Raw genomic sequence first — 26,891 nt, 5'->3', positions numbered from 1 at the left:
TTTCTATTATTCTGCTGCTAACTCATTCTCTCTAAAAATGAATCACCCCTAATTCCACTGCTGCTTTAATTGCTTCCGCTCTTGAAGTGACCTCCAGCTTTTGATAAATATTTGTTAAATGAGCTTTGACAGTTCTCTCGGAAATCCCCATATCAAATGCAATTTCCTTACTTCGATATCCTCTAGCCACTGCTTGCAAGACAAGCATCTCTTTTTCAGTCAGCATGTTTATTTCTTTTTTCAAATGGGTCGGAGTCACTTGATGCTCTGTTGATTCAAATACTTTAGCAGCGACGTTTGCTTGAAGAAGAATATCCCCTCTGATAGCTGCTTCAATTGTATAAAATAAATTTTCTCTGCTGGCATCCTTTAAAAGATAGCCCTTTGCTCCAAGTTGCAGCCCTTCAATCATTAATTTCTCTTCGTTATAGGTAGTGAGAATCAGGACCGGTACTTTTAATTGAAGAGACTGCATCTCTTTTAACATCTCAAGCCCACTCATGTTAGGCATGTTGAGGTCAAGTAGTACAAGGTCTGGAGTCTTCTCTTTCAAGATATCTAAACCCTTTGCTCCATCCTCTGCTTCACCAACAACATCAAATCGTTGATCTGTCTCAAGAATTAATTTTAATCCTTCTCTAACAACAAAATGATCATCGACAATCACAATTTGATAAGACATTGTTTTTACTCCTTTTTCAAAGGTATGGTTACTGTCACTTGTGTACCTTCATTTTTTTCACTTTTCAAGTGTAGCTGTGCATCAAGCAGTCGGGCACGTTCTGACATACCAATTAGACCGTAATGCCCAGAAGTGGATTCTTGTTTTTTCTCATCAAAACCCACTCCATTGTCTGTGATTTGCAAGGAGATGTGATCATCTTTTTGCTTCATCATCAATTCGACCTTACTTGCTTTGGCATGCTTGGCAATATTCGTCAAACATTCACTGACAATGTATACGGTATGTTCGATGAGGAAAGGGGACACTTGATAAGAGACAGCCACTTTTGTATGAACTGTAATATTCGTCGCCGTCATAAACCGATTCACTTCATCTTTCACAGAATCAGCTAAGTCATATTGATCCTGGCTGTATGTTCGGAGGTCGTCAATGACCAATCTCGCCTCACCTAATGTCGTCCGCGCATGGCTCATTGAACCTTTAATAATGCTTTGAGCACGCTCAACATTCTGATTCTCTAAATGGGCATGGACCGCTTCTAATTGCATAATAATACCTGCCAGCCCTTGTGCAAGGGTATCATGTAAATCTCTCGCCATTCTTTGACGCTCATTTGCAAGTGTCAGCTCTTCCACTTGTTGATGGGCCAATTCAAGTTCCTTTAAAAATGTTTGTGTACGAATTCTAGCTTTGACTTGTCTAAAAAATAAAATGGAGTATGCGATGACTACAATCAGAATCAAAAACAAAATAGGAATATATACGGTCAAATCATCTGTATCATTGACCAAAATAAGGGCAAGAAAAAAAAGAACATAAAAACTAAGCCCTGTCAAAATCACCTTCAATGTATGATAATATACCCCAATACTTTGCGCTATTAGTACCGGTAACAGACCAATTAAGATCACAGGGGAAGCCGCCTGCATGACTGAAACACAAAGTAGAATCACTATTCCTTGAATCAGAAAATATACCCATGGATTCTGCTGAAACCAGTAAAATGACCACCAATGCAGAATCAGATGTATGGCAATAAGTGCAGAAAAAAACAGGCTAGAAAGTGCTAATGGGGTGGTTATAAACTGAAATATCATTGCTGCAATATAAACAAGAATGACCCATAATAATGTTGGAATGCGCGAATAGATCATTTCATTAAAAGGGTCTACCCGTCGTTTCGCCATAAATATCACCATCCGAGCCTCATATTCACTCAAAAAATACCGCCCACCCTTTATCGAGGTAATGGCGGTATCATCAATCATACCATGTAAGACTATCAGTGACTAAATCACCTTCTCTTCTTTCTCATCCTTCTGAGAAATAGACTCACCTTCAATGTCTATACGTGGAAGCCAGCTTTCAAACCATTTGGGTAAGTACCAAGCAGCTCGTCCGATTAGCATCATACATGCTGGGATAAAAGTCATTCTTATGACAAATGCATCAAACAGAACGCCGAATGCCAACGTTAACCCCATTGTTTTGATAATCAAGTCATCTGCAAAGATAAAACTAGCAAAGACGAGGATCATGATTAAGCCTGCGGCAGTCACTACTCTTCCACTATGCTTCAAACCTGATACAACGGACTTTTTCGCATCACCTGATTGAAGGAAATCTTCTCTCATTCGACTGACTAAAAAGACCTCATAATCCATTGCAAGACCAAATAATATTCCTGTCACTAGTACAGGCATAAAGTTTAACAATGGGCCATTTGCTGGTATTCCAAACAATGGCGCAAGGTGTCCATCCTGTAAAACAAAGACTGAAAAACCTAGTGTAGCGGTCAATGTCATAAGGAATCCTAAAACCGCTTTTAATGGAACAAGGAATGACCTAAACACAAGAATCATCAAAATCAAAGCAAATCCAATAATGACTCCTGCAAATTTCGGTAACGCTTCACTGAGTCTATCTGAAATATCGATATTAACTGCCGTAGAACCAGTAACAAGTAATTTCGCATCATACTTTGCAGCAGTCTGACTGGATTCGTTTCGTATATCTTTGACTAATTGCTTTGTCGCCTTATCTTCCGGACCGCTTTTCGGTAAGATGGTCAGCATGGCGTACTTACCCGATGGATTAGGAACAGGCGGTGCCATTTGTTTGATGCCATCCATCTTCTCTAATACTTTTGTTGTTTTCTCAATAGATTTCATTGCGTTATTTGCATGGGAGGCATCAATGATAACAACCAGTGGCCCATTAAACCCTTTACCAAATCCTTCTGCTAACAGGTCATAGCCCTTACGTTCAGTTGTTTCCTTCCCCTTCATGCCGTTATCAGGAAGACCCAACTCCATATGAAGTGCTGGCCAACTGAGTAGACCAGTCAATACAATGACACCTAGGATGATCTTACCTGGATACTTCTTGATAAACCTTCCCCAAGCTGTAGCTTCTTCTTTTTGTTGAAATTGTAATTTAGAGAACCATTTATTCTTTCTTGAAGGGCTTACTTTATCACCAAGAATCCCTAGTATGGCAGGAACAATTGTGAGAGACACAAGCATAACTGATAGTACCATGAATGCAGCTACAAGACCCATAACGCCTAAAAATGGTATACCGACTAATACAAGTCCGCATAGTGCAATTACGACGGTAACACCTGCAAACAATACAGCGCTGCCTGCTGTAGCAACAGCTCTAGCAGCTGCTTCTTTCAATTCGTAACCCTCTGCTAATAACTGTCGATAACGAGAAATGATAAATAATGCATAATCAATTCCTACTGCAAGTCCAATCATCACAGCTAATGTAAGACTAAATGCAGACATCTCAACAAAATTTGAGGTAATTAATATGACCATCACGCCGATTATTAACCCAATGACAGCCGTCAAGATCGGTAGTCCTGCAATCAATAGTGAAGCGAAGGTAAAGGCTAAAATAAAGAAGGCCATGACAATACCTATGACTTCCGAAATCCCGCCTACCTCAATTTCTGAGAATGTGACGGAGCCGCCTAATTCTGTTTGGATGCCAGCTTTTCTTGAAATCTTAATACTATCTAATACTTTCTCTTTTGAGGATGTTTTTACCTCATCCGCCTTTACCCGGTATGTAATATCCGCATACCCTATTTTCTCATCCTTACTAATAGCAAATGTCTGATATAAATCCGTCACTTGCTTGACTGCTTTATCCTTTTTGACTTCTTTGATCGTTTCGTTCAATTTGTTTCTTACTTTTTTTGTTTCTAATGTTTCACCCTTAGGTGCTTTAAAGATCAGACGAATCGTCCCGCCATCATCACCTGCTGGGAACTTTTTCTCCAAGAGATCCATTGCCTTTTCTGACTTTGTTCCTGGAATCGACATATCGCCATTAAATGAAACACCTGTCCCTATTGTTGCCGCCACAACAGCTACTAAAACAAGTAACCAACCGATAATCATCCGTTTCGGCTTAGAAAAAGCACTTTTTCCTAAATGATATAAAAATTTTGCCATTCACTTACTCCTTTTTCTTCAACTTCGTGAACTTCATCTTTTTATTCTAAGCAATGAGATGGTCGATTGAAATTGTACTTTCGGGCAAGAAGCATTGTACTTTTAGGCAACAAAAAAAGGGCATCTTCTTAAGATCCCCTTTAAAACGTTTATGAAGCGACTGTTTTTCGCCTCGTTCTGTTGATTTTACCGACAAACATATAGCCATATCTATAATGATTTGCTATCCGTGACAATAGGATAGGTCCTGCAATTGCAAGTGCTGATATGATGATTGTCCCTACAAAGAATGGATAATCTTTTAATTGTCCCCATAGTAACACAGAGATACCTAGAAAATACCCGTGAAGCAAATAGATGGTGAATGAATATTGACTAATGACAGCTACGAAAGGTGGAACGCTTTTCACTTTAGAAAACAAGAGAAAACATAAGAAGACAATACTGACTGTATAAAGAACAACGTCTGGTCTCTTAGAAGAAGACTCGAAAAAACCTACATATGAATTACTTAGAAGGGTCGCTGCTGAAATCAAAACAAGTCCATACACGGCATACTTAAAACGATGAAGTCTTGTGATAAACTGCTGATAATTCGCTCCACAATAATAGGCTAAACAAAAATAGAACAACCACCCTGGAAATGGAATCCATTCTAAGCCGAACATTGGATTAGGTAATTGAGGTTGTGGGATTTTGACGAGGTTCATGACACTTAAATAACCAACTGTGATGATAAAGGAGATCGGCAATACCCATTTGGCTGAGGTACGCTTAGCCATTTTGTGGAAAAACATGTGCAAAAAGTAAAATTGAAAAATAATCAGAACAAAATAACCAATATAATTCCCTAATAAGACATTTGCTGAAGCTCTTTTAAAAAAGTCAACTGCCCCTCCATTTAACGATGCCGAATGCAAGAAACCATCGACAATCCCAATAAAAGCAAATGGGAAAAAGATGGCTTTCACCCTCTTCCACATAAATCCTTTAGGGGTACCATTCGGATAAGCATGAGCCAATAAAAACTCAGAAATGAAAATAAAACTCGGGGTACTGAACATGAGTAGTGCTACAAGAATAGATGATGAATGGGGGCTAGATAAAATGGCTATTGCATGAATGAACACAACACTCAAACACGAGATACACCGAATATAAAAAATCTCTTTAATTTGCATTGAACATCCTCCTCCTGCATTTTGGTAAAACATGTATTAGATTAACATGTATAACACCTTATCAACAGGGACCTTGTGATTATTTTTCAATCATCTATCCAAAAGGAACAAAAAAAAGAGCCCTAGTTAGAGCCCCTCATCTAATCAGATTCAACCGTCGCCTTCCCCTTCCAAATAAGGGTTAAGCCTAATCCAAGAAATAAGACAACACCTGCAAACAGGAATGGGAAATGAATATTTTGATCGAATAAAATACCGCCAAGTGCCGGGCCAAAAATCGTACCAAGACTTGTGTAGGTAGAGTTCATCCCTGCGACAAATCCTTGCTGATTGCCAGCGATTTTTGATAAGAAGGTCGTGAGTGCAGGGCGCAATAAATCGAACGCAAGGAAAATCACACACGTCACGATCAGCACAACCATAAAGCCTGACACGACTGTAGAAACAAAAGCGAGAACTGCTCCAACAATCAAGCATAGTTGAATAACTCGTTTCTCCCCAAGCGCATTCACCATTTTACCAAACACGAGGACTTGGATGATGACGGCTACAATTGAACTGACGGTAATGATAATCGCAATATCCTTCGGACCAAATCCAAACTTGTGATTTGTAAACAAGCTAAAGACCGTTTCATATGCAGATAGTCCAAACGCCAGCACAAAGACAATGATGAAAGCAATGAGATAGCTTGGATGAATCGATTTTTTCAAGTCTTTAAAGAAGGTCGATTCTTTCACTTGATCCATTTGTTTCTCTCGCTCTTCTTTTGTTAATGGTTCCTTCAGCATAAACATAGATGAAATCACAGCAATAAATGCAATCCCTGCTGCAAAGAAAAACGGCAGGCGAACGCCATATTCTGCAATAAATCCGCCAATTCCTGGGCCGATGATAAATCCGGTACTAATAGCAGCGGATACATACCCCATTGCCTTTGATCTTTCTTGAACAGTCGTGATATCGGCGACATAAGCGGTGACAGCCGGCATGATAAATGCTGCACTAATACCGCCAAGAACCCTTGCAAAATACAGAACATATACGTGTGTTCCTAAGCCAAAAACGAGTTCTGATAACGCAAATAGAAAAAGGCCTGACACAATCATGATCTTTCTTCCGTATCGGTCTACCCATCTTCCCGCAATAGGTGATGCGATAAGCTGTGCAACGGCAAACGCCGCCACAAGATATCCCATCGTACTGCCCGTTAAATGCATGACATTCATAAAGAGCGGCATGACAGGTATAATCAGACCGATACCTAAAAACGCAATAAATATATTACTTAATAAAATAACAAGTACGGCTTTTTGCTCACGAATCGGTTTTTGCATGATGTTTGTTTCCCCTTTACTGACTCACTTGTTACTCATGATGGTTGATTCCGTGAATAAACAATGAGATCGCCTCTTTTTGTAATTCCTTTTTCTGCTGCATCGTGTCATTTTTATATAACACGTCTAATCCATAGAATACAGAAAGTAATATTTTCACTTTTGATTCAACATGCTGAATCGACCAGCTGCCATCTTCGTTTCCTTCAAGCAGGATGTCTCTCATCACATCATCAAAGTCTACATCAATCTTGTTCAGCCGCTCCATGACTTCATCTGATGTAAATGCACTGGCACAGAATTCTTCACTTGCTCTCATTAAAGGATAGTTAATCCCCATTTGACTAAGTAGCTCTGCAAACCCTGCGAGCTTATCAATGGCCCGGTGCAGCGTTTGTTTCTCTTCATGCCACGTCTCCATCATGAATCGATGATCCTCTTCCATAATATGAAGGAACAAAAACTCTTTTCCTTTAAAATGATGATAGAGGTTGCCTTTACTAATCTCAGCCGCCTCTAGAATATCTCGCACGGATGTTTCCGAATATCCTTTTTTCGCAAATAAATCACGTGAAGCGGTGACAATTTTCTGCTTCGTCTTTTCACTTTTTCCAGCCCCGCTCTGTGCACTTGTCATCTATGAACAATCCCTTCTACCTTGCTTTTCTTCACACGGACAAATAAAACCGACCAGTTGGTTTATTTTTTTATTATAAATGGAGATCGCCCATAATTCAATGAAAAAGTCCCGACTTCCAAAGGAGTAAATCTAAGTGAAAACAAACAAAACGATCATTTTTGCCATCACCAAACAGGAAGTATTCTTTGTCCATTGTTGATGAAAAGTGGAGATAGAGGTCATTTTCTCATCAAGTCTATTCTCTTTTTATTTAATTTTCCTTAACATTTAACTTCACTTAAATATTAAGATCGCATATAATATAGGAGAAAAGAGGTGATGTCATTGGATGAGGATATCATTCATTACAGCAAAAAAATCATTGAGTACTCAAACGCACTAGGTTCTATCTATGTAGAAGAGTATCAACGATTCTTAAAAAATGAGTATGCAGATTTAACAAGCAAACAAGAACTGACCCTTGAATTGCTGCGGTCGAAGACGAGAACAATCAATGAACTGGCTGATTATTTCTCCATTTCATCTAGTGCCGCTAGCCAGCTCATATCAAAGCTTGAACAGCTTGGATATGTGAAAAGAGAGATTAATCCACATAACCGTAGAGAAATCATTGTTGATTTTGCTCAAAAGGGCCATGACTATCATAAAGATATTGAAAAAATTCAGCTGCATCTTATTCAAAAATACTATGCCCAGCTTTCAAAAGAAGATCTAAAAACATTATTATCGCTTTACGAAAAAATCTATCAAATTGCGAAAGAAACGCCTTAACCCGGCGTTTCATGCATGAATATGTAAGTTAGATAAACGATGAAAGGGATGATCAAATGGACAGGATTCATTTGCAAGATGGACGTCATATTGGTTTGTCTCAATACGGTGATCTTGAAGGATTCCCAGTATTCTTTTTTCATGGGACACCTGGATCGAGAGTGATGTTTTTAGATGATGATCCAATCTCAAAAGAGCTTGGCATTCGTCTTATTTCTTTAGACAGACCTGGTTTTGGTTTATCTGATCCGCAACCGAACCGCACTATTTTAGACTGGGCAAAAGACGTACAGGAAGTGGCCGATCATCTTGACATCTCCCATTTTTCAGTGATTGGTGTCTCTGGAGGCGGGGCATTCGCTGCTGGTTGTGCCTATCAATTGCCAGACCGCATTCTTTCAGCTGCTCTCGTCTCAAGTACCACCCCATTTCAGGATGGTAAACCGCCTAAAAGTATGCTAAAGGAGAACAAGATTGCCTTTTTCCTCAGTAAAAGAATGCCTTGGCTCTTAAAGGCAAGTTATCGCGCTCAAAAAAAACTAATTGAAAAGAAACCAGAGAAATTCAAGAAACTAACGAAAAAAGGGAACAAACATTTACATCCATCGGATCGGCAATTTCTTCAAACCGATGAGCAACTGGAGCTGATGATGCGGCATTTATACGAAGCTACTCGTCAATCGGTTGATGAATGTATTCATGAACCAGATTTACTCTCACGGTCATGGAAATTCGATATGAAAGATATACAAATCCCTGTGGATGTCTGGCATGGAAAAGAGGATCAGATGGCCCCTTTTGCAGAGATAGAAAGAATGGCTCCCAACATTCCAAACGCCAAAACGCACTATATCGAGCAAGCAGGACATTTTCTGACTGATATAGATGATGTTTGGAGAGACATTTTACTCTCTTTAAAAAAACGGGCTGAACATCAGGTACACATATAAAAAAGACCCAATGATACGTCGGGTCTTTTTCTTTTTAATACTGCTCGTAATAGGATTGAATTTTATCTGGATCTTTTGTTTTCGTCAGAGCCAGCATGAGTAGAATGCGTGCTTTTTGTGGATTTAATGAATCCGATGAGACAAAATGATGTTCATCATCCATTTTTTCATGTGTGACAATGCCATTTCCTGCACGGCTTGACCTCACAATCACCACGTCTTTTTTCACAGCATCTGTTGCCCCATTGATCGCTTCTGTTGACATCGTTCCATTTCCTGCGGCGGCAACGACAATGCCCTTCGCTCCTTCTTTAACCGCAGCATCATACACATACTTTTGATCATTTTGATAGCCGTATAAGATATCCACTTGCGGCAGTTCTTTTAGCTTTGAAATATCGAATTCACTGTCAGTTGTATGTTTTCTTGTCGGTTCGTTATAAAAAGAGACAACTTCACCCGCCACTTCTCCAATGTACCCTTGCTCAAGAGACTTGAACGAATCGGTTGTGGTGGTATTTGTCTTCGTAATAAAGCGAGCAGAGGCAATTCGGTCATTTAATGTCACCATTACACCTTTGCCTTTGGCTTCTTTTGTCGAAGCAATTTTCACTGCATGATACAAGTTAAGCGGGCCATCCGCACTAATGGCAGATGCTGGCCTCATGGAACCCACAACCACCACTGGCTTATCACTTTTTACAACCAAATGTAAAAAATAGGCCGTTTCTTCTAATGTATCTGTACCATGTGTCACCACAATGCCATCCACTTGATCATCATTTAAAAGCTGATTGACTCGTTTCGCTAATTTTAAAAGCAGAGCGTTATCCACATTTTCACTGCCGACGTTCGCTACTTGCTCACCCGTGACATTTGCAATATCCTTCAGCTGTGGTACGGAAGCAATGACTTTATCGATTCCAAGTGCACCAGATTTATATCCAGTCGTATCTGTATTACTGTCTGAACTACCGGCAATCGTTCCGCCTGTTGCCAGCACCTTAATATTGGATAAAGACTTGTTCCCTGTCTCAACAGCCGTGTTTTTTTCTTTTGTTTCACTGGTAGTGCTTTCTTGATTACTTTGATTATTCTCTTGAGTGCTATCGTTCGCACAAGCTGCGGTCACCAATAGTGAAACAGTAAGAAGGGCAGCACCAAACCATTTTGTTACGTTCATAAGATCATCTCTTTTCTTAAATGTGATGAATAATTATCTGTCTATAGGGTTTACTTTATACCATTCCTTCATTCATCAGCATGAGGTGAAAGTCACAGAACCAAATAAAGGAAAAAGGACACTATTATCAAAATTTATTTATATCTTAATACCTAAATTGACTTCAGAAATTGTTCTCGACCCATTTATGATAAAATATAGGAAATCTTACAAAAAAGGAGTACATACAGTGCGTTCCGTTCAACCATTTTACAAAATCCTACTCACACTATTCTTCAGTTCCATTTTACTCAGCTTGTTCGTATGTTTATATCCACCGATTCAGGGCGAGCCTGCGTTTATGATGTTTTACACTCCCATCTTTTTTGTTTATTATTTCATCTTTGCGGTACCTTTACAGTTGTTGTTTTCTTTACAGCCCAAGGCTTTTCATCCTCTTTATTTAGCGGCTTACTTACTGATAGCAATGATTGTCATGCTTTTTGTTATGGATGGAATTGAGAGCTCAACATCCCTCCCGATCATAATTGTCAGCAGTCTCATCTACTGGACCTGCGATTCTTTCATTCATCAAAGAATGCATAAAAAAAACACCTAATGTGTAGGTGTTTTTATCTATTCTAGTATGTGTTGACAGTGCTCCACATTATCCAAGACATCTTTCAGCTCGGTGACCTGCTGATCACTAAGAGAATCTATCCTCAGTGATTGGAACTTTTTATTTCATGCTTGTGCCAGCGTGTGAAAAAATGGGGTCCTTCAATTCAAAATCAAATGTCTTCCCATCAACGATACCAACTGTTTTTGAACTGTCGTAAAGTTCAAGCAAGCACGCTGCCATTTCTTTTGATGTGTGATATTTCTTGATAGTGCCTTCATATTCGAATTGATCGACATCTAATGAACGCTTTGCAAATTCCGACTCTGTCGCAGCAGGCGCTAATACTTTTGCCTGTAATTTGGCTCCTTTTTCTTTCAATTCTAGGGCCAGCCCTTCTGTAAAGGCGCTCACATAAAATTTCGTTGCTGAATAAGTGACAGCATTTCCGACGACGGTATAACCCGCTCTTGAAGAGATATTGATTAGCTGCGTCCCCTCTTTTTGCTCATAATCACGGACATACAGAGTGGATAAAATTGTTAACGCTTCAATATTGAGATGAAGCATGTCCCCGATTTTTTTCACATCCTGCTCTCCTATTGAACCAAAATGGCCAAACCCAGCATTATTAATGAACGTATCCAGCTCATCACCAGCTAATGACTCATAGAAAGAATACACTTGCTCTCTGTCTGTTAAATCAACAGACTGGACTTTCACTTGAATATCGGGATATGTTTCTAGAATCTTTTCTTTCAGTTCTTGGAGTTTATCAAGCCGGCGTGCAGCTAAGATCAGATTTTTTCCTCTTGCTGCAAAGACCAAAGCCGTTTCATATCCAATACCTGAACTTGCCCCTGTAATGACTGTATAGCCCATTGTATATCCCCCTATTCGTATCTTCTAGCTGTTTAAAGTATAGCGAGAGCATGTGACTCTAGTCAATTTTGAAGAGATTCAAAGAGACATGAACAACTGAACGTTCAGCATTTAATCGGTTTCTTTTGAATTATGTTGGAGGATAGCCTGCTGAGCTTTTTTTGTTAATTTGTGAAAAACCAGTTGATAGGAATGTTCAATTAGCTCTTCGACAAATGAAGATGGAATATCTGCATCAAGATAAATAGAATTCCAATGCGTCTTATTCATGTAATAGCCGGGAATAATTCCTTCATGCATTTCTCTTAATTCTTCAGCACGTTGCGGATCACATTTTAAAGTGATAACTGGCTTGCGATCGACGTCTCCCCCCATCATGGCGAACATCTTTCCACCTATATGATAACGATCTGCCTGCCACTCAGGTTGATAGTCGTGGGTTGCTCCTTGTAAAGAAAGACAAAATGCCTGTAGTGTCTCTTTTTTCATTCTATTAGCTCCTTTTTAGATGTCTTCTATCTTACTATTATATCGACTACTGCGATTGTTGTATCTACACTTCTTTTCAAGACGTCAGCAAGAACACAAAAAAAGCACAGAAAAAAAGTCTGTGCTTTTTACTGATATCCGAATATTTCTTATTCAAACGCCTTCTTAAGCTGATCGCTCATCAGATGCCAAGCCTCTTCAGCTATCTCTAAGTCTCCGGCATGAGTGAACGCATGAGGGACTCCTTTAAATTGTTTGTATGTGACATCTACCCCTGCTTCTTTTAACTTGTCCGCATAATGCTCAGCTTCTTCAGCTAGTGAATCCTTCTCAGCTGTGATAACAAGAGCTGGGGGCATTTGTGCTAACACTTCTCTCTCTGCAAAGACTGGAGAAACGAGCGGATTGTGCGGATCTTGACCTTGCAGGTAGAAGGCATTAAACAGTCTCGCCATTTCCACTGGAATTGCTTCTTCAAACGCTGGCTTTTGTGCTGGATCAGTAGCCAAATCAAGCGGCGGATAATCAAGCACTTGATAGACAATCGGAAGTTTGTTCCCTTTTTGGATATCAAGCAAACAAACCGCTGTTGCCAAATTCCCACCTGCACTATGTCCGCCAATGGCTAATCGATTTGGGTCTATTTGTAGTTCTTCAGGATGTTCATATAACCATTTCATCACATCGTAGCATTCATGAAGAGCGGCCGGGAAAGGGTGCTCCGGTGCCAGCTGATACTCCACATTGACGACGATACACTCCGCACGATCTGCTATGACCGGACACCAATGATTATCCATTTCAGCACTTCCAAGGATAAAACCGCCCCCATGCAAATTCACGAAAACAGGAAGGGGTTGTTTCAATGTTTTCACAGGTTTAAATACCCACACCTTTGTTTCACCAGCACCCGTTGAGATATCATATTCCATTTTGTTCACTTCAGGAGGGTGGACTGGCTTTAGTTCTGATTGGCCAGCTAATGAATCTTCAGCTGGTTGACGTAATGACTCAGCCATTTTGATTTGTTCGTCTAAGTTCATGATCTCAGCTCCTATCTTATTCTTTTATCTCTATCCATTCGTTACGAATTTCGCCTTTTCCTTCAATGTCGTCAGAGAGTCGTTGCTTTTTATCTATCTCCCCATTTTCAGCTCCTTTGAAACAAACATTCCCCCTATGAATAAATAAAAAAAGCACTGCGGCGCTAAGTCCTCAGTGCTTTTCATATATTATGATACTTGTTGTTCTACTTTCACTCGTTTAATAAAGAAAGCAATCACCAAGCCAATCACTGTCATAATGACAGCAAAGATAAAGGCATGCTGGACGCCATTTGTAAAGGCGAGCAGCTGATTGACTGGATTTGCGGGATCAGCCACATTTTCCATAAAGCTGCGAGCTCCTGATGAAAGGATCGAGATACCAACTGCAGTCCCAATCGCTCCTGATACTTGCTGCAATGTATTCATAATCGCTGTACCGTGCGGATATAGCTCTGGCGGCAGCTGATTCAATCCATTTGTTTGGGCAGGCATCATGATCATCGCAATTCCTATCATTAACGTAATATGAAGCGTCACGATATAACCGATGGACGTATTCACACTTAAGTTCGTGAAGCCAAACATGGTCGCTGCAACGATGACAAGGCCTGGGATGACAAGCCACTTCGGTCCAAATTTATCAAAAAGCCCACCCATGATTGGCGATAGCAGTCCATTGATAATTCCACCTGGTAATAGCATTAAACCTGCTGTAAATGTAGACAGTGCCAAGGACGTTTGCAGATATAATGGCAAAATCATCATAGCAGACAGCATCACCATCATACACACTAAGATCAGAAGTAACCCGATCACAAACATTGGATATTTAAATGGGCTTAAATTCAACATCGGTTCTTTCATGTTTAACTGTCTTAGGGAGAACACAAGAATGCCAATGACACCTACAACAATCGCCACAATCACATGCATACTGCTCCAGCCGCCGCCTTCACCGGCACTGCTAAAGCCATACACAATTCCACCGAAACCGATGGTTGATAGCACAATCGATAAAATGTCGATTTTCGGTCTTGTGGGTTCCGTAATATTTTGCATAAAAATATACCCAAATACGAGTGCAGCAACTAATAACGGAAGCGAAATCCAAAAAATCCAATGCCATGTTAACGATTTAAGAATGAGACCAGAGACCGTTGGACCAACTGCTGGGGCAAACATAATGACAAGACCGATAATCCCCATTGATCTACCTCTTTTATGAGGCGGAATGATAACCAAAATCGTATTAAACATCAATGGAAGAAGCAAGGCTGTTCCTACTGCCTGCACCACACGTGCCACCATTAAAATACTGAAGACAGGTGCAACGGCCGCAATAAATGTACCGATGATCGAAAAGACCAGTGAGGTAATGAAAAGCTGTCTTGTTGTAAACCATTGAAGAATGAGGCCTGAAATTGGAACAAGAATCCCTAGTGTTAATAAATAGCCGGTTGTAAGCCACTGAGCAGTCGTTGCTTCAATACCAAAGTCTAATGTTAAACTTCTCAGCGCCATGTTGAGTGCCGTTTCACTAAACAGTCCAATAAATCCAGCTGTGATAAATGAAATAATAATGGGCAGCGTTCGAATGTCGGAAGCTGCTGTTTGCTGTTTGTTCATATTAAGTTGGCTCCTTTTCTTTTTCAATATTAAGCAATCTTAGGAAGTCAGGCTAGTCAGAAATGAGCCACTTCATTGTCGTTGAAAAACAGATAAAATTTGTTTTTCCGCAGCGAATTGTGCAATTTTTTCGATTGAGTAGCCGGATTCATGAATATAAAACATGAGTTCAGGCGTCATTGGAGAGGACATACATAATGTCGTCAACTCAATATCTTGTATGTTCGCTTCTCCTTTTATTTTCGCTTCCTCAAGCAAATCACGAATGATTTGTTTGAGTGATTGACTGTAATGACAATCATATACTTTACTTGTCTGCTCTAAATTTCCAGAGATCGTCAGCATCCGGATCCAGTCTAAGTGATGACCAACGATGAGATGGATCTCCTCGAGAACATATTGCAAACGATCTTGAACCGGCTGATCACTGATTTTATTTAAGTAAAGATGCAAAGCAGGGATCAGCTGTTCAAATCTCTCACCAAGAATAGAGAGACACAAATCACTTTTATTTGCATAGCGGCGGTAAAGGGTTCCTTGACCAACACCAGCTGTTTTTGCGATTTTATGCATGCTGACATTCTCTACACCAAACTCTTGAAACAAAGAGAAAGCGACCTCTTCAATTTCCTTTCCAATATCCTTTTCCATGCTACCTCACCTTCTCTAGCTTCATCCACATCACATCTATTTGTATGTTTTGATTCAAGGCTCTTTAGGTTTCATTTAGGACAATTGTCCCGGTATTATCTTACGGACAACTGTCCGCTTTGTCAATCATTCTTTTTTTGCGATTTTTACTATCATTTGACTGATCCACCTGTTGTAACTATAATGGTTACAAAAAGTGATAGAGGTGATTGGATTGAATACATTCCTATTCGTTCATGGTGCATTCCAAGGAAGCTGGTGCTGGGACCAAATAAAACCTTCTCTTCAACAGAAAGGTCATACAGTGATAGCAATTGATTTACCTGGCAGTGGCGAAGACGCCACGCCTCCACAGGACGTATCATTAGAGAGCTATGTAAACAAAGTCGTCACAACGATTGAAAAAATAGACGAACCCGTCATTTTAGTTGGACACAGTATGAGCGGGATGGTGATCTCACAAGTAGCTGAGAACATTCCAGACAAGATCAAAAAACTAGTATATGTCTGTGCATTTGTTCCTGAAAACGGACAAGCTATTAGTGATATCGCATCAGGCGGTCCTAAAGCAACGTTTGACGAAAAGAATCAGACCATCACATTAATGGAAGAATTCATTGCGGAGGATATGCTCAACGAAAGTTCGGAGGAAGATCTGCAATTGTTTAAAAAGAAGATACGTCCACAGCCTGTTCAGCCTTTTGAAGATCAAGTTTCATTAACCAATGAAAGATTTGGAAGAGTGCCCAGTGTCTATATTGAAACAACAAATGATCGCTCCATTCCGGTTGACTTGCAAAGACAAATGTATGCCACTAAACCTTTTGAGCGCATCTATACCCTTGATGCCGATCATTTCCCTTTCTATTCTAGAAAAAAAGAGCTTGTGGACTGTTTATTAGATATTGCAGTTACAGAAAGATAGTAAACAGCAAGAGATAAATATTTTGAGATGAAAAAGAGAAAACATATGTAAAGGATGAAAAACCCAATCATCACTACTGGCGTTTTTGATCCTTTTCTATTGATACCTCAATTCCCATGAAATAAGAGAAGATTCTATCAAACTCAACTGCTTAATATCAGAAATTAGACCGATTTTCCATTTTACAAGAATCATGTATGATCAATTAAGAAAGCGCTTCCAAAAAGGAGAGGAGAATGCTTATATGTCTTATCGTGTAAAACGGATGCTGATGCTGCTTGTCGCTGGGTTATGCTTGAGCTTGTCCACATTTACAGCTGGTGCCTCGGCACAAACTGGTGGATCATTCTATGAACCCTTTAACAATTACAATACCGGGTTATGGCAAAAAGCTGATGGGTACTCTAATGGAAACATGTTTAACTGTACGTGGCGTGCAAACAATGTCTCCATGACGTCGTTAGGGGAAATGCGGTTATCGCTCACAAGTCCTTCCTATAATAAGTTTGACTGCGGGGAAAATCGTTCCACTCAAACATATGGCTATGGGCTTTATGAAGTCAGCATGAAACCAGCAAAAAATGTTGGGATCGTGTCTTCGTTCTTTACTTATACGGGACCGACTGATGGTACGCCTTGGGATGAAATCGACATCGAATTTCTAGGAAAAGATACGACAAAGGTTCAGTTTAACTACTATACCAATGGTGTCGGAAATCATGAAAAGATCGTCAACCTTGGTTTTGATGCAGCAAACTCTTATCACACATATGCGTTCGACTGGCAGCCTAACTCAATTAAATGGTATGTGGACGGTCAATTAAAACACACGGCTACTACTCAAATCCCTCAAACACCGGGAAAGATTATGATGAACTTATGGAATGGTGCAGGTGTCGATGAATGGCTCGGCTCCTACAACGGTGTTACCCCACTTTACGCTCATTACAATTGGGTGCGTTACACAAAAAGATAACCACATCACAAAACCTGTGACAAGTCACAGGTTTTTCTTCATTTAAATAGAGCTCGTTTTTAATTGATGAACTAGTTTTTGTTCATAACTGTGGATAATATCTTCATAACTTTCGATCTTGTAATCTAACCGTTTAATCGTTTCTTCGATTTCCTTTTGTTTGTCTACGAGTCTTTCTCTCTCATTGACCAAAATACTCTTCCTTGAGGACAATGTACGATCCTCTCCCTCGATAAATAAAGCCGTATATTCTCTAAGAGCATCAATTGACAGACCCGCATTTCTCATACATTTAATAAATTCTATCCACTGAATATCTTCTTCTGTATATTCACGAACACCATTTTCATCACGCCTGATCGGTCTAATTAAACCTATATTCTCATAATACCTGAGCGTAGCAGTAGATAAATCGAGCTGCTTGGCGGCTTGTGCTATTTTCATTATTTTCACCCTTCTCTTCTTTCTCTTACTTGACGATCTCCCTTTTCCCATCATCTCCATTTTAATCGAGAAGACAAGATACTTTTGGCTCAAATCTTGATTCAAGGTTGATGCTAAAGCCTGAATTGAGGCGATCAGAGGGTTCTATGTTGACTTAAAGTTCACTTTAAGACGTACAGTATAGAGGAAGGACCGAATCTTACTTTTGAAAGGATGATCAAGAATGTGTCAGACGCACCAATCAAACGTTTTAAGTGTTTCCCATGCAAAAGCAAACTTTGAACGGACAACCATTGAACGAAGAGCCCTTCGTCCACATGATATTTTAATTGATATTCAGTTTAGCGGGATCTGTCATTCAGATATCCACAGTGCCTTTGATGAATGGGGCGGCGGTATTTTCCCAATGGTTCCGGGTCATGAGATTACTGGAGTTGTTTCAGCTGTTGGGGATGCTGTCACGAAATTCAACATTGGTGATCGTGTAGGCGTCGGTTGTTTTGTCGATTCTTGCGGTACATGTGAATATTGCCAAAATGGAGATGAACAATATTGCAAGAAAGGAGTCGTTCAAACTTATAATAACCTGGATTATGATGGAGAACCAACTTACGGCGGCTACAGTCAGAAAATTGTTGTGACAGAACGATTTGTTGTCAATATTCCTGACCAGCTTTCCCTCGATGTCGCCAGTCCTCTTCTCTGTGCCGGCATCACAACGTATTCTCCGTTAAAACACTGGAAGGCTGGGCCTGGCAAAAAAGTGGCGATTGTCGGAATGGGCGGTCTAGGTCATGTCGCCATTCAATTTGCACGCGCACTTGGCGCTGAAGTGACTGTATTAAGCCGCTCTTTGAATAAAAAAGAAGAGGCACTATCATTTGGTGCAAGTGACTATTTTGCTACAAGTGACCCTGATACGTTTAAGACACTAGCCGGTCAATATGATCTCATTCTCAATACCGTCTCTGCCAATATCAACGTGGATGCCTATTTGTCCTTACTTCGTGTTGATGGAACATTAGTAAACGTCGGTGCACCACCAAAGCCAGACAACTTCCATGTGTTTTCATTAATTACGGGACGTCGCAGCATCGCCGGCTCACTCGTTGGCGGCATCCAAGAAACACAAGAAATGCTCGATTTCGCAGCTGCCCACAAGATCGCACCACAAATTGAAGTGATCAACGCAAATCAAGTCGATGAAGCATATGAACGTGTGCTCAATAGTGATGTGCGTTATCGGTTTGTGATTGATATTTCAACATTATGATCGGATTCTATTTGGAAAGACCAGCTCAATGGCTGGTCTTTTTTTAATGATGGATATTCTGTTTTTCTTGTAGCAAGGATTCTTGAGGATATGATCAAAAACCATCCGAAATTCACATGAAAAAACCTCTCTTTTTCAGAACAAAATTTATTGACAAAAAATAAATAAACATGTTATTATTAAAAATTTGATTATTTTACCTCTAAGTGTGATACCCTTAAAGTAGATACATGATATGGAGGCGGATGATATGTTTCAAATTGGTGATAACATTGTTTATCCAATGCACGGAGCAGGTATAATTGAAGCCATAGAAGAAAAAGAATTCTCTGATGAAAAACAACAGTATTATGTCATTAAAATGGCCGTTAGCCATATGAAAGTGATGATTCCTACAAGGAAGATGTCAAGGTCAAGAATAAGACCAGTTACAGATATACTTGCCTTAAAGAACATCATACACACTTTCCAAAATGGAACATCAGATAAGTTATTGCCATGGAAAGAGAGATATAAAATCAACACAGACAAAATAAAAACGGGCCACATACTAGAAGGCGCTGAAGTGGTACGTGATCTCATGCGAATGAAGAAAGAAAAAAAACTGAATGCAAGCGAAAAGAAAATGCTTGACGATGCTCATGGTTATTTGCTTAGTGAGCTAGAAGTCATCAAAGGAATCACTGAAAAACAAATCAAGAGTTTCTGCTAATATTGTCTACCTGCTTCCCCATTTTTTGAATACATTTTCTCTACGAACAAATCCCCCTATCTTCGACCAGTAAAGAAAAAGAAATTATTTAGGGAAATTCCGCATTTTGTAAATCTAATATGATATACTGTTACTAACCTTTGAAGCATGAAATTTTTTACGAATACCTTGCACCATCTCCCTACTTGTACGCTAAGTAGGGTTTTTTCATGCAAAAAAACAGGCCCTCTGTAGAGAACCTGTTTTGAAAAAGGAAGATTAAGCAGTTTTTTGAACGTTAGCAGCTTGAGCTCCACGAGAACCTTGCTCTACGTCAAATGTTACTTTTTGACCTTCGTCTAAAGATTTGAATCCGTCACCTTGGATAGCTGAGAAATGTACGAATACATCGTCGCCTTCTTCACGTTCGATAAATCCAAAACCTTTTTCTGCGTTAAACCATTTTACTGTACCTTGTTCCATGATTGTTGCCTCCTCGTGCGTTTACCACACAATGTATTATACTATCCTTGCCCAAAGTACCCTCAAGACGAAAAGTCAATCTTCATACTATCCTTTACGCCGAACAAAAATAATTACTTTTTATTATAGCATGAATCGGAAATAATTGCAATTTGTTGATTTAAAAGCATATCACACATGATATAGTGACTCAAATAAGAGAGGTGGCTTGATGGTAAAAAGAATAATCTAGTTCCGTCTCACTCCAGTAAACTCTTATTGATAAATACTACACATTTTCCGGCTCAAGTCTATTTAACCAGTTATGTACTAATGAATGAAACACATCGGGTTGTTCAATCTGCAGGTTGTGGCCAGCCATATCAAGCACTGCAAAAGTGGCCCTTGGATAGTCTTCGATCAGCCGCCACGCATCGTGATATCCGACGACATGGTCTTGACGTCCTGTGATAATGAGCGTAGGATACTGAAATTCAGAAGGAATATCGAAAGTAAAGCCATATCCATTTTGAAGAATATTGTTGATGAATTCATGATTTGTTTGTTTAGAAGGAAGGTAAATTTCATCGCGGAATCTTTCCCATTCCATCTTTCCTTGCACAACGGCCATGGAGCAAAATTCATCCGCCTCTTCTGAAGACAGTTGTGAAATTAAGTGACTGTCACTTTTTAGAACGGTCTTCTCTGGCACGACTCTTTTATCGAATACAGGTATAGTCATTGGGGCCACAAGCAGTAATCCACGAACGGTTTCCCGGCGTGAATGAACAATACCTCTAGCTATGTACCCTCCATACGAATAACCACAAACAATGAACTGTTCATCAGGGATCATCTCGTCCAAAAGACGCAATACCGCTTCTAACATATCATCTGAGTTCTGAATAGATGGATGCGGCTTGGAACGTCCCATCCCCGGTAAGTCTATGTATATTCTTTTCCAACCGCTTTGTTTTTCAAATACCGGTTCCAATGCATGTAACATCACTTGATGGTCAAGTGTCCAACCATGCAATATCACGATCGGAAATCCCTCTCCAATGACTTTATGGTAAATTGACATGTATTTTCCTCCTTTCCTAACCTTCAAAATTTTATCACAATTTGAGTAATATTCTTCGGTTCACTGAACTTGATATTATCGTAAACTGCCATAGATAATGGTTCTATCACTTCGAAAACATAAAAAACCAAAGGTCTAAAACCTTTGGTTTCTTAGATGCGGCCGAGAGGACTTGAACCTCCACGGGTTATTCACCCACTAGGCCCTCAACCTAGCGCGTCTGCCATTCCGCCACGACCGCGTGTATGATGTGCTCATATATTCATAAGTGCACTGTTTGAAAAAACAATGCGGGTGAAGGGACTTGAACCCCCACGTCATAAAGACACTAGATCCTAAGTCTAGCGCGTCTGCCAATTCCGCCACACCCGCGTGACAATGGTGAGCCATGAAGGACTCGAACCTTCGACCCTCTGATTAAAAGTCAGATGCTCTACCAACTGAGCTAATGGCTCATCTGCTATGCAGAAAAACATATATAAAAAATGGCTGGGCTAGCTGGATTCGAACCAACGCATGACGGAGTCAAAGTCCGTTGCCTTACCGCTTGGCTATAGCCCAACGAATCAACATAAAAAGAAAACATGACCCGTACGGGATTCGAACCCGTGTTACCGCCGTGAAAGGGCGGTGTCTTAACCGCTTGACCAACGGGCCATATGATAATGGCGGAGAAGGAGGGATTTGAACCCTCGCGCCGCTTACGCGACCTACACCCTTAGCAGGGGCGCCTCTTCAGCCACTTGAGTACTTCTCCATTATGGCTCCGCAGGTAGGACTCGAACCTACGACCGATCGGTTAACAGCCGATAGCTCTACCACTGAGCTACTGCGGAATAATGAGACATGTTTCATTATATCTATGCCAGAAAAATGTGTCAAGAATTTTTAAGTGTTTCATTCCTGTCTCATTAGCGACGGCTTTTATAATTTAACATATACTAATATAACAGTCAAGCCTTTTTCCATGCCATTTGTTTAACTTGGCAGAAAGCCCCCGACCTCCACGTAGACCAAGGGCCTTGATGCAGCCTTCCACATGAGATTAAGACAAATGAAACTTTCGCATCCACTTATAAAAAGTACTTCTTGGCACTCCTGCTAACCTCGCTGCTTCTGACACATGACCTTTTGTTTTATGCAGTGCGTCTATCACTGTTTGCTTTTGAATGCGTTCCCTGAATGTGAGTTCTTTTGAAGTCTCCGGTTGCTCTGCTGGATGCAGCTTCTGTTTTTTCTGATCAATCGCCTCTAATACTGAAGCATATTGCGATTCACCAATCCATCCACCTTTCGGAAAGAGGACCCTTAGATGTTCAAACAGGTTAAAAAGCTCTCGTATATTCCCTGGCCAGTGATACTTCTGCAATTTCTGAAAAAATGATTCAGGAAACGCTGCATTCCAGTGATGCTTCTTTTGGTAATAACGATACAAATCATGAATGTCTTCTTTTCTTTCTCTAAGCGGCGGGATATTGATCGGATAGACATGAAGACGGTAATACAAGTCTTCTCGTATTTTTCCTTCCTTCAGCAGTTCGTTCATATTACGGTGAGTCGCTGTAATGATTCGAATATCCAAAGGGATTTCGTGTGTCCCGCCGAGCGGTACGACTGCCCTTTCTTCTAACACCCTAAGAAGCGCTACTTGCATCGCATATGGGATTTCGCCTATTTCATCTAGAAAGAGTGTTCCTTTATGGGCTTGTTCAAATTTCCCTTTAGCTCCGTGACGTTTTGCTCCTGTAAAAGCACCTTCAGCATAGCCAAACAGCTCACTTTCTAACAGGCTTTCAGGAATGGCTCCGCAATTAACAGCAATGAACGGCCCTTTATGCCTTTCACTGGCGGAGTGAATGGCTCTAGCGGCGAGTTCCTTCCCTGTCCCTGTTTCTCCCCAAATATACACATGAGCATCTGTTTGTGCCGCTCTCTTCATCTCACTAAGCGTCTGTTGAAATACCTTACTTGTTCCTGATTCCCCGGGAAATTGAGCAAAAGAAACGGTCATGCTGCTTTTCGCTGCTTCTTCAAGAGAAAGGGATATGCCTAGCACCTTCCCGTCTTGCTCTGATTGAATGATCTGCTTTCCCCGGATAACAAATGGATGATCCTTAAGCCGCTCAACATCCATTCCATGCCAGTCTGAAAATCGATCTCTAATCGACCTGCTGGCAGACACAATTTGCTTTTTTTCATTACAGACCACATACGGTTCATCTGCTTCCACCTGCTGGAGACAATGAGTGATCAGCTCCAGCTCTCTCCTTTTTTGCTGGACTTGAATTTCTCTCTCTATGGCATAAGCAACCGTTGAAGCCATTCCAAGCATAAAAGGGTGCTTGTTATCCGTCATACAGGAGATGTCAATCACCCCTATGATTGTACCGTCCGCATCGTGAATTGGAGCAGCTGAACAACTCCAATGATGAGAGGCGATAGAAAAATGCTCCGTTCCGTTGATCGTCACCGCTTCTCCGATGACGAGTGCCGTTCCGATCGCATTTGTCCCTACATCTGTTTCAGTCCAGCGTGAACCCTCCATAAAATTAATTCTTCTGGCTTCCACCATCGTTCTTTCGCTTCCTGTCAGACTTAGCACATAACCATCTGCATCGATGAGTAAGGCCAGCATATCAGAATCTTTTAATTGCTGATTGATTTTATTTAAGTAAGGAAGAGCCGCATTTAGGAATAATGAATATTTCTTTTTTTGGGCACTGAATCGTTCCTTTTCTAACAACGACTGTCCTTTACCTAAATACGGATTCACATTTGCCTGTTTACACCTGTGCCATGATTCTGCCACTCTCTTATTCAGACGAGACTGATCAAGCAAACCTTCACGAACAAAACGTTTCCACGTATTTAAATAACAAGGCGTCGGATTCATTCCATCCTCTCCTCTGGGGGCTTTTTATTCATTATAGATAAACATAAAAGCGCTTTCAATTACAATTGGCTAACCCAAGAAGTCAATTGGATAGAAAAGGAGTCTCTTTCAGCAGTGCACCGCTCTTCCAATGGTTTGCAGAACGGCTTCGTGTATTGCCTCTGAAAGTGTCGGATGTGCCGCAATAAACTGCTCTAATGTATCAGCGGTCAACTCTGCATGCATCATCACCGCCGCTTGTCCAATCATTTCTGTTGCATTCGGTCCAATGATTGAAACGCCTAATATTTCTTGATATTGCGGCTCTACAATGACCTTTACGTGACCGGCTGGTTGATTTAAGATTAATGCTTTTCCATTTGCAGAAAATGCACATGTACCTATCCGAATCTCCTCATATTGTTTTCTAGCACTCTCTTCATTTAAACCAACACTCGCGATTTCTGGAGAGGTGTAGATGCACCTCGGAATCACTTGTTCATTGACCTTTAGATGTTCACCTGATGCATGGGAAGCCGCAACCGTCCCTTCATGAAAGGCAGTATGAGCAAGCTGGACACCACCTGTCACATCACCGCACGCATAAATATGCGGGAGATTGGTTTGCATATGTTCATTGACGTAGATTCCGTTTCTATCAAATTCAATTCCAATCTGATCAAGATTCAACTCTCCAAGTTGCGGAGTTCTGCCAATCGCCACTAAGCAAAGATCCGACTGGATGTCACAACGTTCTCCTTGATTATTCTCCACCACTACTTTTCTTGAAGAGGAATCAAGCTGTTTGACTGCGGCGGACGTCAAAATGTTTACACCCGTTTCTTCGAGCTGCTCGTGAAGACATTGTGCTGTATCACGATCTTCTTCTGGTAAAATGTGCACTGCCCGTTCAACCATGACAACCTTTGATCCCATTCTGCTAAAGATGCTCGCAAACTCACAGCCAATCACCCCGCCCCCAATGATACAAAGTGAATCTGGGATCGAAGAAAGTGACATGGCGTCCTTGCTGTGAATGATCCATTCGCCATCAAAAGGTGCAAACGGTAAAGCCGCAGGCACAGCCCCTGTTGCAATAATGATTTGTTTTGCTTGAATGATTTCAGACTTCCCTTCACTTTCTATGAATAGCTCATGTGCTGATAGAAATGAAGCCTTCCCATTTACCACGGTAATTTTGTTTTTATTCATCAAGTAACGAACACCATCAGTGAGCTGCTTGACGACAGACTGTTTCCGCTTTTGGACAGCATTCCATTGAATGATAGGCTCATGTTCTGGAAGCTCAATTCCAAAATGTCCAGCCGATTTCACATACTCATACATATCGGCGCTTTGCAAAAGTGCTTTGGTCGGGATACAGCCTTCATTGAGGCAGGTACCTCCCAGCTGCCCTTGATCAATTAACACAACCTCCCTGCCAAAACGGGCGGCTGTTATGGCCGCCACATAACCTGCTGGTCCGCCTCCTATAATGACCAGTGTCATGGTACATTCACCTTCTTTCTATAAAAGAATGGATATTGGTTCTTCTAAGTGTGCTTTGACCGTTGATAAAAATGCAGAGGCAGGCGCCCCGTCCAGCACGCGGTGATCAAACGTAAGACTGAGTGGTAGGATGGTCCCTTTGCACAATTCATCCTCTCGATAAACAGGGGTGTCATACATTGTTCCGACACCAAGGATCCCCGCTTCCGGCGGATTCAAAATTGGTGTGAAATGCTCTACACCATACGCTCCAAGATTGGTGATGGTAAAGGTAGAACCTTTGATTTCGTCATGTAGAAGCTTTCCTTCACGTGCTTTTTCACCATACAATTTAATGCCCTTCGCCAGCTCTATCAGCGTTAGCCGCTCCGCATGCCGAATGACAGGTACAGCCAATCCGTTATCTAACGCAGCAGCAATCCCAAGATGAACATTCTCAAAGGTTTCGACAACTCCGTTATGATATTGACTGTTCATCGCAGGATGTTCTAACAACGATAGGATCGCTGCTTTGGCTACAAAATCGGTGATGGTCAACTTTGTCTCGTAACGTGCGATGGCTGTTTCATTCAGCTGTTGTTGTAAGTTTGTCAGTTTTGTCACGTCCGCTTTGATCGTAATGGTTAATTGTGCACTTGTTTGCAGGCTTTCCATCATTCTTGAGGCAATTGTTTTCCGCATCATGTTAATAGGCTGTTGCACTGTCTCGTTTTGTTTCTTCTCTTTCCGTTCAGGAAGTGCACGAAGCACATCCTCTTTCGTAATTCTTCCACCTGGTCCTGTCCCCACCAGCGTATCAATGTCTAGGTTTGCGCTATTCGCCATTTTACGGGCAACAGGGGAGATTTTTTTTCTCTCTTTCTTTGGTTTTGACTGGATTTCTTTTTCTTTCTTTCTCTCCACCTGTTCATTTCCTTCACCGATATAGCAGATGACCGTGCCGGGCGGTACACCTTCTCCCTCAGGCACTTTTATATCCAAAATGGTTCCTTCAGCAGGTGATTCAATCTCCATTTCAATTTTTTCGGAGTTGATGCTTGCAATGCTTTCTCCTTTATTTACGGCCTCACCGACCTCTTTATTCCAGACAGATACCGTTCCTTCTTTCATCGACATGCCCAATTTAGGCATCACAACTTCGACAGCCAT

Annotated in this window: 25 protein-coding genes and 7 tRNA genes; 7 read left to right on the top strand and 25 right to left on the bottom strand. The window is 40.8% G+C overall.

Annotated elements, in window-relative coordinates:
- Positions 1-31: 31 nt before the first annotated feature.
- The 6 genes from NSQ11_RS02885 to NSQ11_RS02860 all read right to left on the bottom strand — a co-directional run bounded on the left by NSQ11_RS02885 (position 32) and on the right by NSQ11_RS02860 (position 7,307).
- Positions 32-682 (bottom strand): response regulator transcription factor, encoded by a 651-nt coding sequence (locus tag NSQ11_RS02885; protein WP_342501254.1) that lies wholly within the window; start codon positions 680-682, stop codon positions 32-34.
- A gap of 5 nt (positions 683-687) precedes the next feature.
- Positions 688-1,872, bottom strand: a complete 1,185-nt coding sequence (locus NSQ11_RS02880; protein WP_342501253.1) for a sensor histidine kinase — start codon at positions 1,870-1,872, stop codon at positions 688-690.
- Positions 1,873-1,974: 102 nt separating this feature from the next.
- Positions 1,975-4,152 carry an MMPL family transporter gene (locus tag NSQ11_RS02875; RefSeq protein ID WP_342501252.1) on the bottom strand — a complete coding sequence of 726 codons (2,178 nt, stop codon included), beginning with the start codon at positions 4,150-4,152 and terminating at the stop codon, positions 1,975-1,977.
- Positions 4,153-4,301: 149 nt separating this feature from the next.
- On the bottom strand, positions 4,302-5,333 hold the full coding sequence (locus NSQ11_RS02870; protein WP_017358444.1) for an acyltransferase family protein: 1,032 nt from the start codon (positions 5,331-5,333) through the stop codon (positions 4,302-4,304).
- A 140-nt stretch (positions 5,334-5,473) separates the two neighbouring features.
- On the bottom strand, positions 5,474-6,670 hold the full coding sequence (locus NSQ11_RS02865; RefSeq protein ID WP_017358445.1) for an MFS transporter: 1,197 nt from the start codon (positions 6,668-6,670) through the stop codon (positions 5,474-5,476).
- Positions 6,671-6,701: 31 nt separating this feature from the next.
- Positions 6,702-7,307, bottom strand: a complete 606-nt coding sequence (locus NSQ11_RS02860) for a TetR/AcrR family transcriptional regulator (RefSeq protein ID WP_017358446.1) — start codon at positions 7,305-7,307, stop codon at positions 6,702-6,704.
- A 321-nt stretch (positions 7,308-7,628) separates the two neighbouring features.
- Between NSQ11_RS02860 and NSQ11_RS02855 the strand changes: the two genes are divergently transcribed.
- Both NSQ11_RS02855 and NSQ11_RS02850 read left to right on the top strand, forming a co-directional pair.
- Positions 7,629-8,081: a MarR family transcriptional regulator gene (locus NSQ11_RS02855; protein ID WP_007496431.1), complete on the top strand. Its 453-nt coding sequence runs from the start codon at positions 7,629-7,631 to the stop codon at positions 8,079-8,081.
- Positions 8,082-8,137: 56 nt separating this feature from the next.
- Entirely contained in the window at positions 8,138-9,031 is an 894-nt protein-coding gene (locus tag NSQ11_RS02850; protein ID WP_052320377.1) for an alpha/beta hydrolase, read from the top strand.
- Positions 9,032-9,065: 34 nt separating this feature from the next.
- Here the strand turns inward: NSQ11_RS02850 and NSQ11_RS02845 are convergent, their stop codons facing one another.
- A complete protein-coding gene (locus tag NSQ11_RS02845) occupies positions 9,066-10,214 on the bottom strand; it encodes a type II asparaginase (RefSeq protein WP_046527098.1) in 1,149 nt (382 codons plus the stop codon).
- 25 nt (positions 10,215-10,239) lie between these two features.
- On the opposite strand from NSQ11_RS02845, the gene NSQ11_RS02840 reads away from it, so the two are divergent.
- The gene (locus NSQ11_RS02840) at positions 10,240-10,812 is read left to right on the top strand and encodes a UPF0715 family protein (protein ID WP_048001237.1); all 573 of its coding nucleotides are present in this window, start codon (positions 10,240-10,242) and stop codon (positions 10,810-10,812) included.
- Positions 10,813-10,932: 120 nt separating this feature from the next.
- Here NSQ11_RS02840 and NSQ11_RS02835 read toward each other — a convergent pair whose 3' ends face one another.
- The 5 genes from NSQ11_RS02835 to NSQ11_RS02815 all read right to left on the bottom strand — a co-directional run bounded on the left by NSQ11_RS02835 (position 10,933) and on the right by NSQ11_RS02815 (position 15,506).
- A complete protein-coding gene (locus NSQ11_RS02835) occupies positions 10,933-11,694 on the bottom strand; it encodes an SDR family NAD(P)-dependent oxidoreductase (RefSeq protein ID WP_048001238.1) in 762 nt (253 codons plus the stop codon).
- Between the two features lie 111 nt (positions 11,695-11,805).
- Positions 11,806-12,183, bottom strand: coding sequence for an MmcQ/YjbR family DNA-binding protein (locus tag NSQ11_RS02830; RefSeq protein WP_048001239.1), 378 nt, complete (start codon positions 12,181-12,183; stop codon positions 11,806-11,808).
- Between the two features lie 149 nt (positions 12,184-12,332).
- Entirely contained in the window at positions 12,333-13,226 is an 894-nt protein-coding gene (locus NSQ11_RS02825) for an alpha/beta hydrolase (protein ID WP_048001240.1), read from the bottom strand.
- 189 nt (positions 13,227-13,415) lie between these two features.
- The gene (locus NSQ11_RS02820; protein ID WP_008346741.1) at positions 13,416-14,855 is read right to left on the bottom strand and encodes a DHA2 family efflux MFS transporter permease subunit; all 1,440 of its coding nucleotides are present in this window, start codon (positions 14,853-14,855) and stop codon (positions 13,416-13,418) included.
- Between the two features lie 72 nt (positions 14,856-14,927).
- Positions 14,928-15,506, bottom strand: a complete 579-nt coding sequence (locus NSQ11_RS02815) for a TetR/AcrR family transcriptional regulator (RefSeq protein ID WP_017358454.1) — start codon at positions 15,504-15,506, stop codon at positions 14,928-14,930.
- 214 nt (positions 15,507-15,720) lie between these two features.
- Between NSQ11_RS02815 and NSQ11_RS02810 the strand changes: the two genes are divergently transcribed.
- Together NSQ11_RS02810 and NSQ11_RS02805 are read left to right on the top strand one after the other, a co-directional pair.
- Entirely contained in the window at positions 15,721-16,431 is a 711-nt protein-coding gene (locus NSQ11_RS02810; protein ID WP_017358455.1) for an alpha/beta fold hydrolase, read from the top strand.
- A gap of 244 nt (positions 16,432-16,675) precedes the next feature.
- Positions 16,676-17,407, top strand: a complete 732-nt coding sequence (locus NSQ11_RS02805; RefSeq protein ID WP_017358456.1) for a glycoside hydrolase family 16 protein — start codon at positions 16,676-16,678, stop codon at positions 17,405-17,407.
- 42 nt (positions 17,408-17,449) lie between these two features.
- On the opposite strand, the gene NSQ11_RS02800 is transcribed toward NSQ11_RS02805, so the two are convergent.
- Positions 17,450-17,851, bottom strand: coding sequence for a MerR family transcriptional regulator (locus NSQ11_RS02800; RefSeq protein WP_017358457.1), 402 nt, complete (start codon positions 17,849-17,851; stop codon positions 17,450-17,452).
- A gap of 223 nt (positions 17,852-18,074) precedes the next feature.
- Between NSQ11_RS02800 and NSQ11_RS02795 the strand changes: the two genes are divergently transcribed.
- Positions 18,075-19,124: an NAD(P)-dependent alcohol dehydrogenase gene (locus NSQ11_RS02795; RefSeq protein WP_048001241.1), complete on the top strand. Its 1,050-nt coding sequence runs from the start codon at positions 18,075-18,077 to the stop codon at positions 19,122-19,124.
- A gap of 250 nt (positions 19,125-19,374) precedes the next feature.
- The gene (locus tag NSQ11_RS02790; protein WP_048001242.1) at positions 19,375-19,836 is read left to right on the top strand and encodes a CarD family transcriptional regulator; all 462 of its coding nucleotides are present in this window, start codon (positions 19,375-19,377) and stop codon (positions 19,834-19,836) included.
- Between the two features lie 258 nt (positions 19,837-20,094).
- Here the strand turns inward: NSQ11_RS02790 and NSQ11_RS02785 are convergent, their stop codons facing one another.
- The 12 genes from NSQ11_RS02785 to NSQ11_RS02730 form a co-directional block, all read right to left on the bottom strand.
- Positions 20,095-20,298 (bottom strand): cold-shock protein, encoded by a 204-nt coding sequence (locus tag NSQ11_RS02785; RefSeq protein ID WP_003214229.1) that lies wholly within the window; start codon positions 20,296-20,298, stop codon positions 20,095-20,097.
- Between the two features lie 268 nt (positions 20,299-20,566).
- A complete protein-coding gene (locus NSQ11_RS02780) occupies positions 20,567-21,361 on the bottom strand; it encodes an alpha/beta hydrolase (protein ID WP_048001243.1) in 795 nt (264 codons plus the stop codon).
- Between the two features lie 157 nt (positions 21,362-21,518).
- Positions 21,519-21,602, bottom strand: a tRNA-Leu gene (locus NSQ11_RS02775).
- Positions 21,603-21,650: 48 nt separating this feature from the next.
- A tRNA-Leu gene (locus tag NSQ11_RS02770) sits at positions 21,651-21,733 on the bottom strand.
- Positions 21,734-21,740: 7 nt separating this feature from the next.
- Positions 21,741-21,816 (bottom strand) — tRNA-Lys (locus NSQ11_RS02765).
- 31 nt (positions 21,817-21,847) lie between these two features.
- Positions 21,848-21,922, bottom strand: a tRNA-Gln gene (locus tag NSQ11_RS02760).
- A gap of 24 nt (positions 21,923-21,946) precedes the next feature.
- Positions 21,947-22,018: transfer RNA gene (locus NSQ11_RS02755), tRNA-Glu, on the bottom strand.
- 9 nt (positions 22,019-22,027) lie between these two features.
- Positions 22,028-22,118 (bottom strand) — tRNA-Ser (locus NSQ11_RS02750).
- A 4-nt stretch (positions 22,119-22,122) separates the two neighbouring features.
- A tRNA-Asn gene (locus NSQ11_RS02745) sits at positions 22,123-22,197 on the bottom strand.
- 209 nt (positions 22,198-22,406) lie between these two features.
- On the bottom strand, positions 22,407-24,254 hold the full coding sequence (locus NSQ11_RS02740; protein WP_048001244.1) for a sigma-54-dependent Fis family transcriptional regulator: 1,848 nt from the start codon (positions 24,252-24,254) through the stop codon (positions 22,407-22,409).
- A gap of 108 nt (positions 24,255-24,362) precedes the next feature.
- Positions 24,363-25,742, bottom strand: coding sequence for a dihydrolipoyl dehydrogenase (gene lpdA, locus NSQ11_RS02735; protein ID WP_048001245.1), 1,380 nt, complete (start codon positions 25,740-25,742; stop codon positions 24,363-24,365).
- 18 nt (positions 25,743-25,760) lie between these two features.
- The gene (locus NSQ11_RS02730; RefSeq protein ID WP_048001246.1) at positions 25,761-26,891 is read right to left on the bottom strand and encodes a dihydrolipoamide acetyltransferase family protein; all 1,131 of its coding nucleotides are present in this window, start codon (positions 26,889-26,891) and stop codon (positions 25,761-25,763) included.

The sequence above is a fragment of the Bacillus sp. FSL W7-1582 genome (assembly GCF_038593325.1).
Lineage (GTDB): Bacteria > Bacillota > Bacilli > Bacillales > Bacillaceae > Bacillus > Bacillus altitudinis.
Note: the sequence above shows the minus strand (reverse complement) of the source record. Positions and strands in the feature narration are given on the sequence as shown.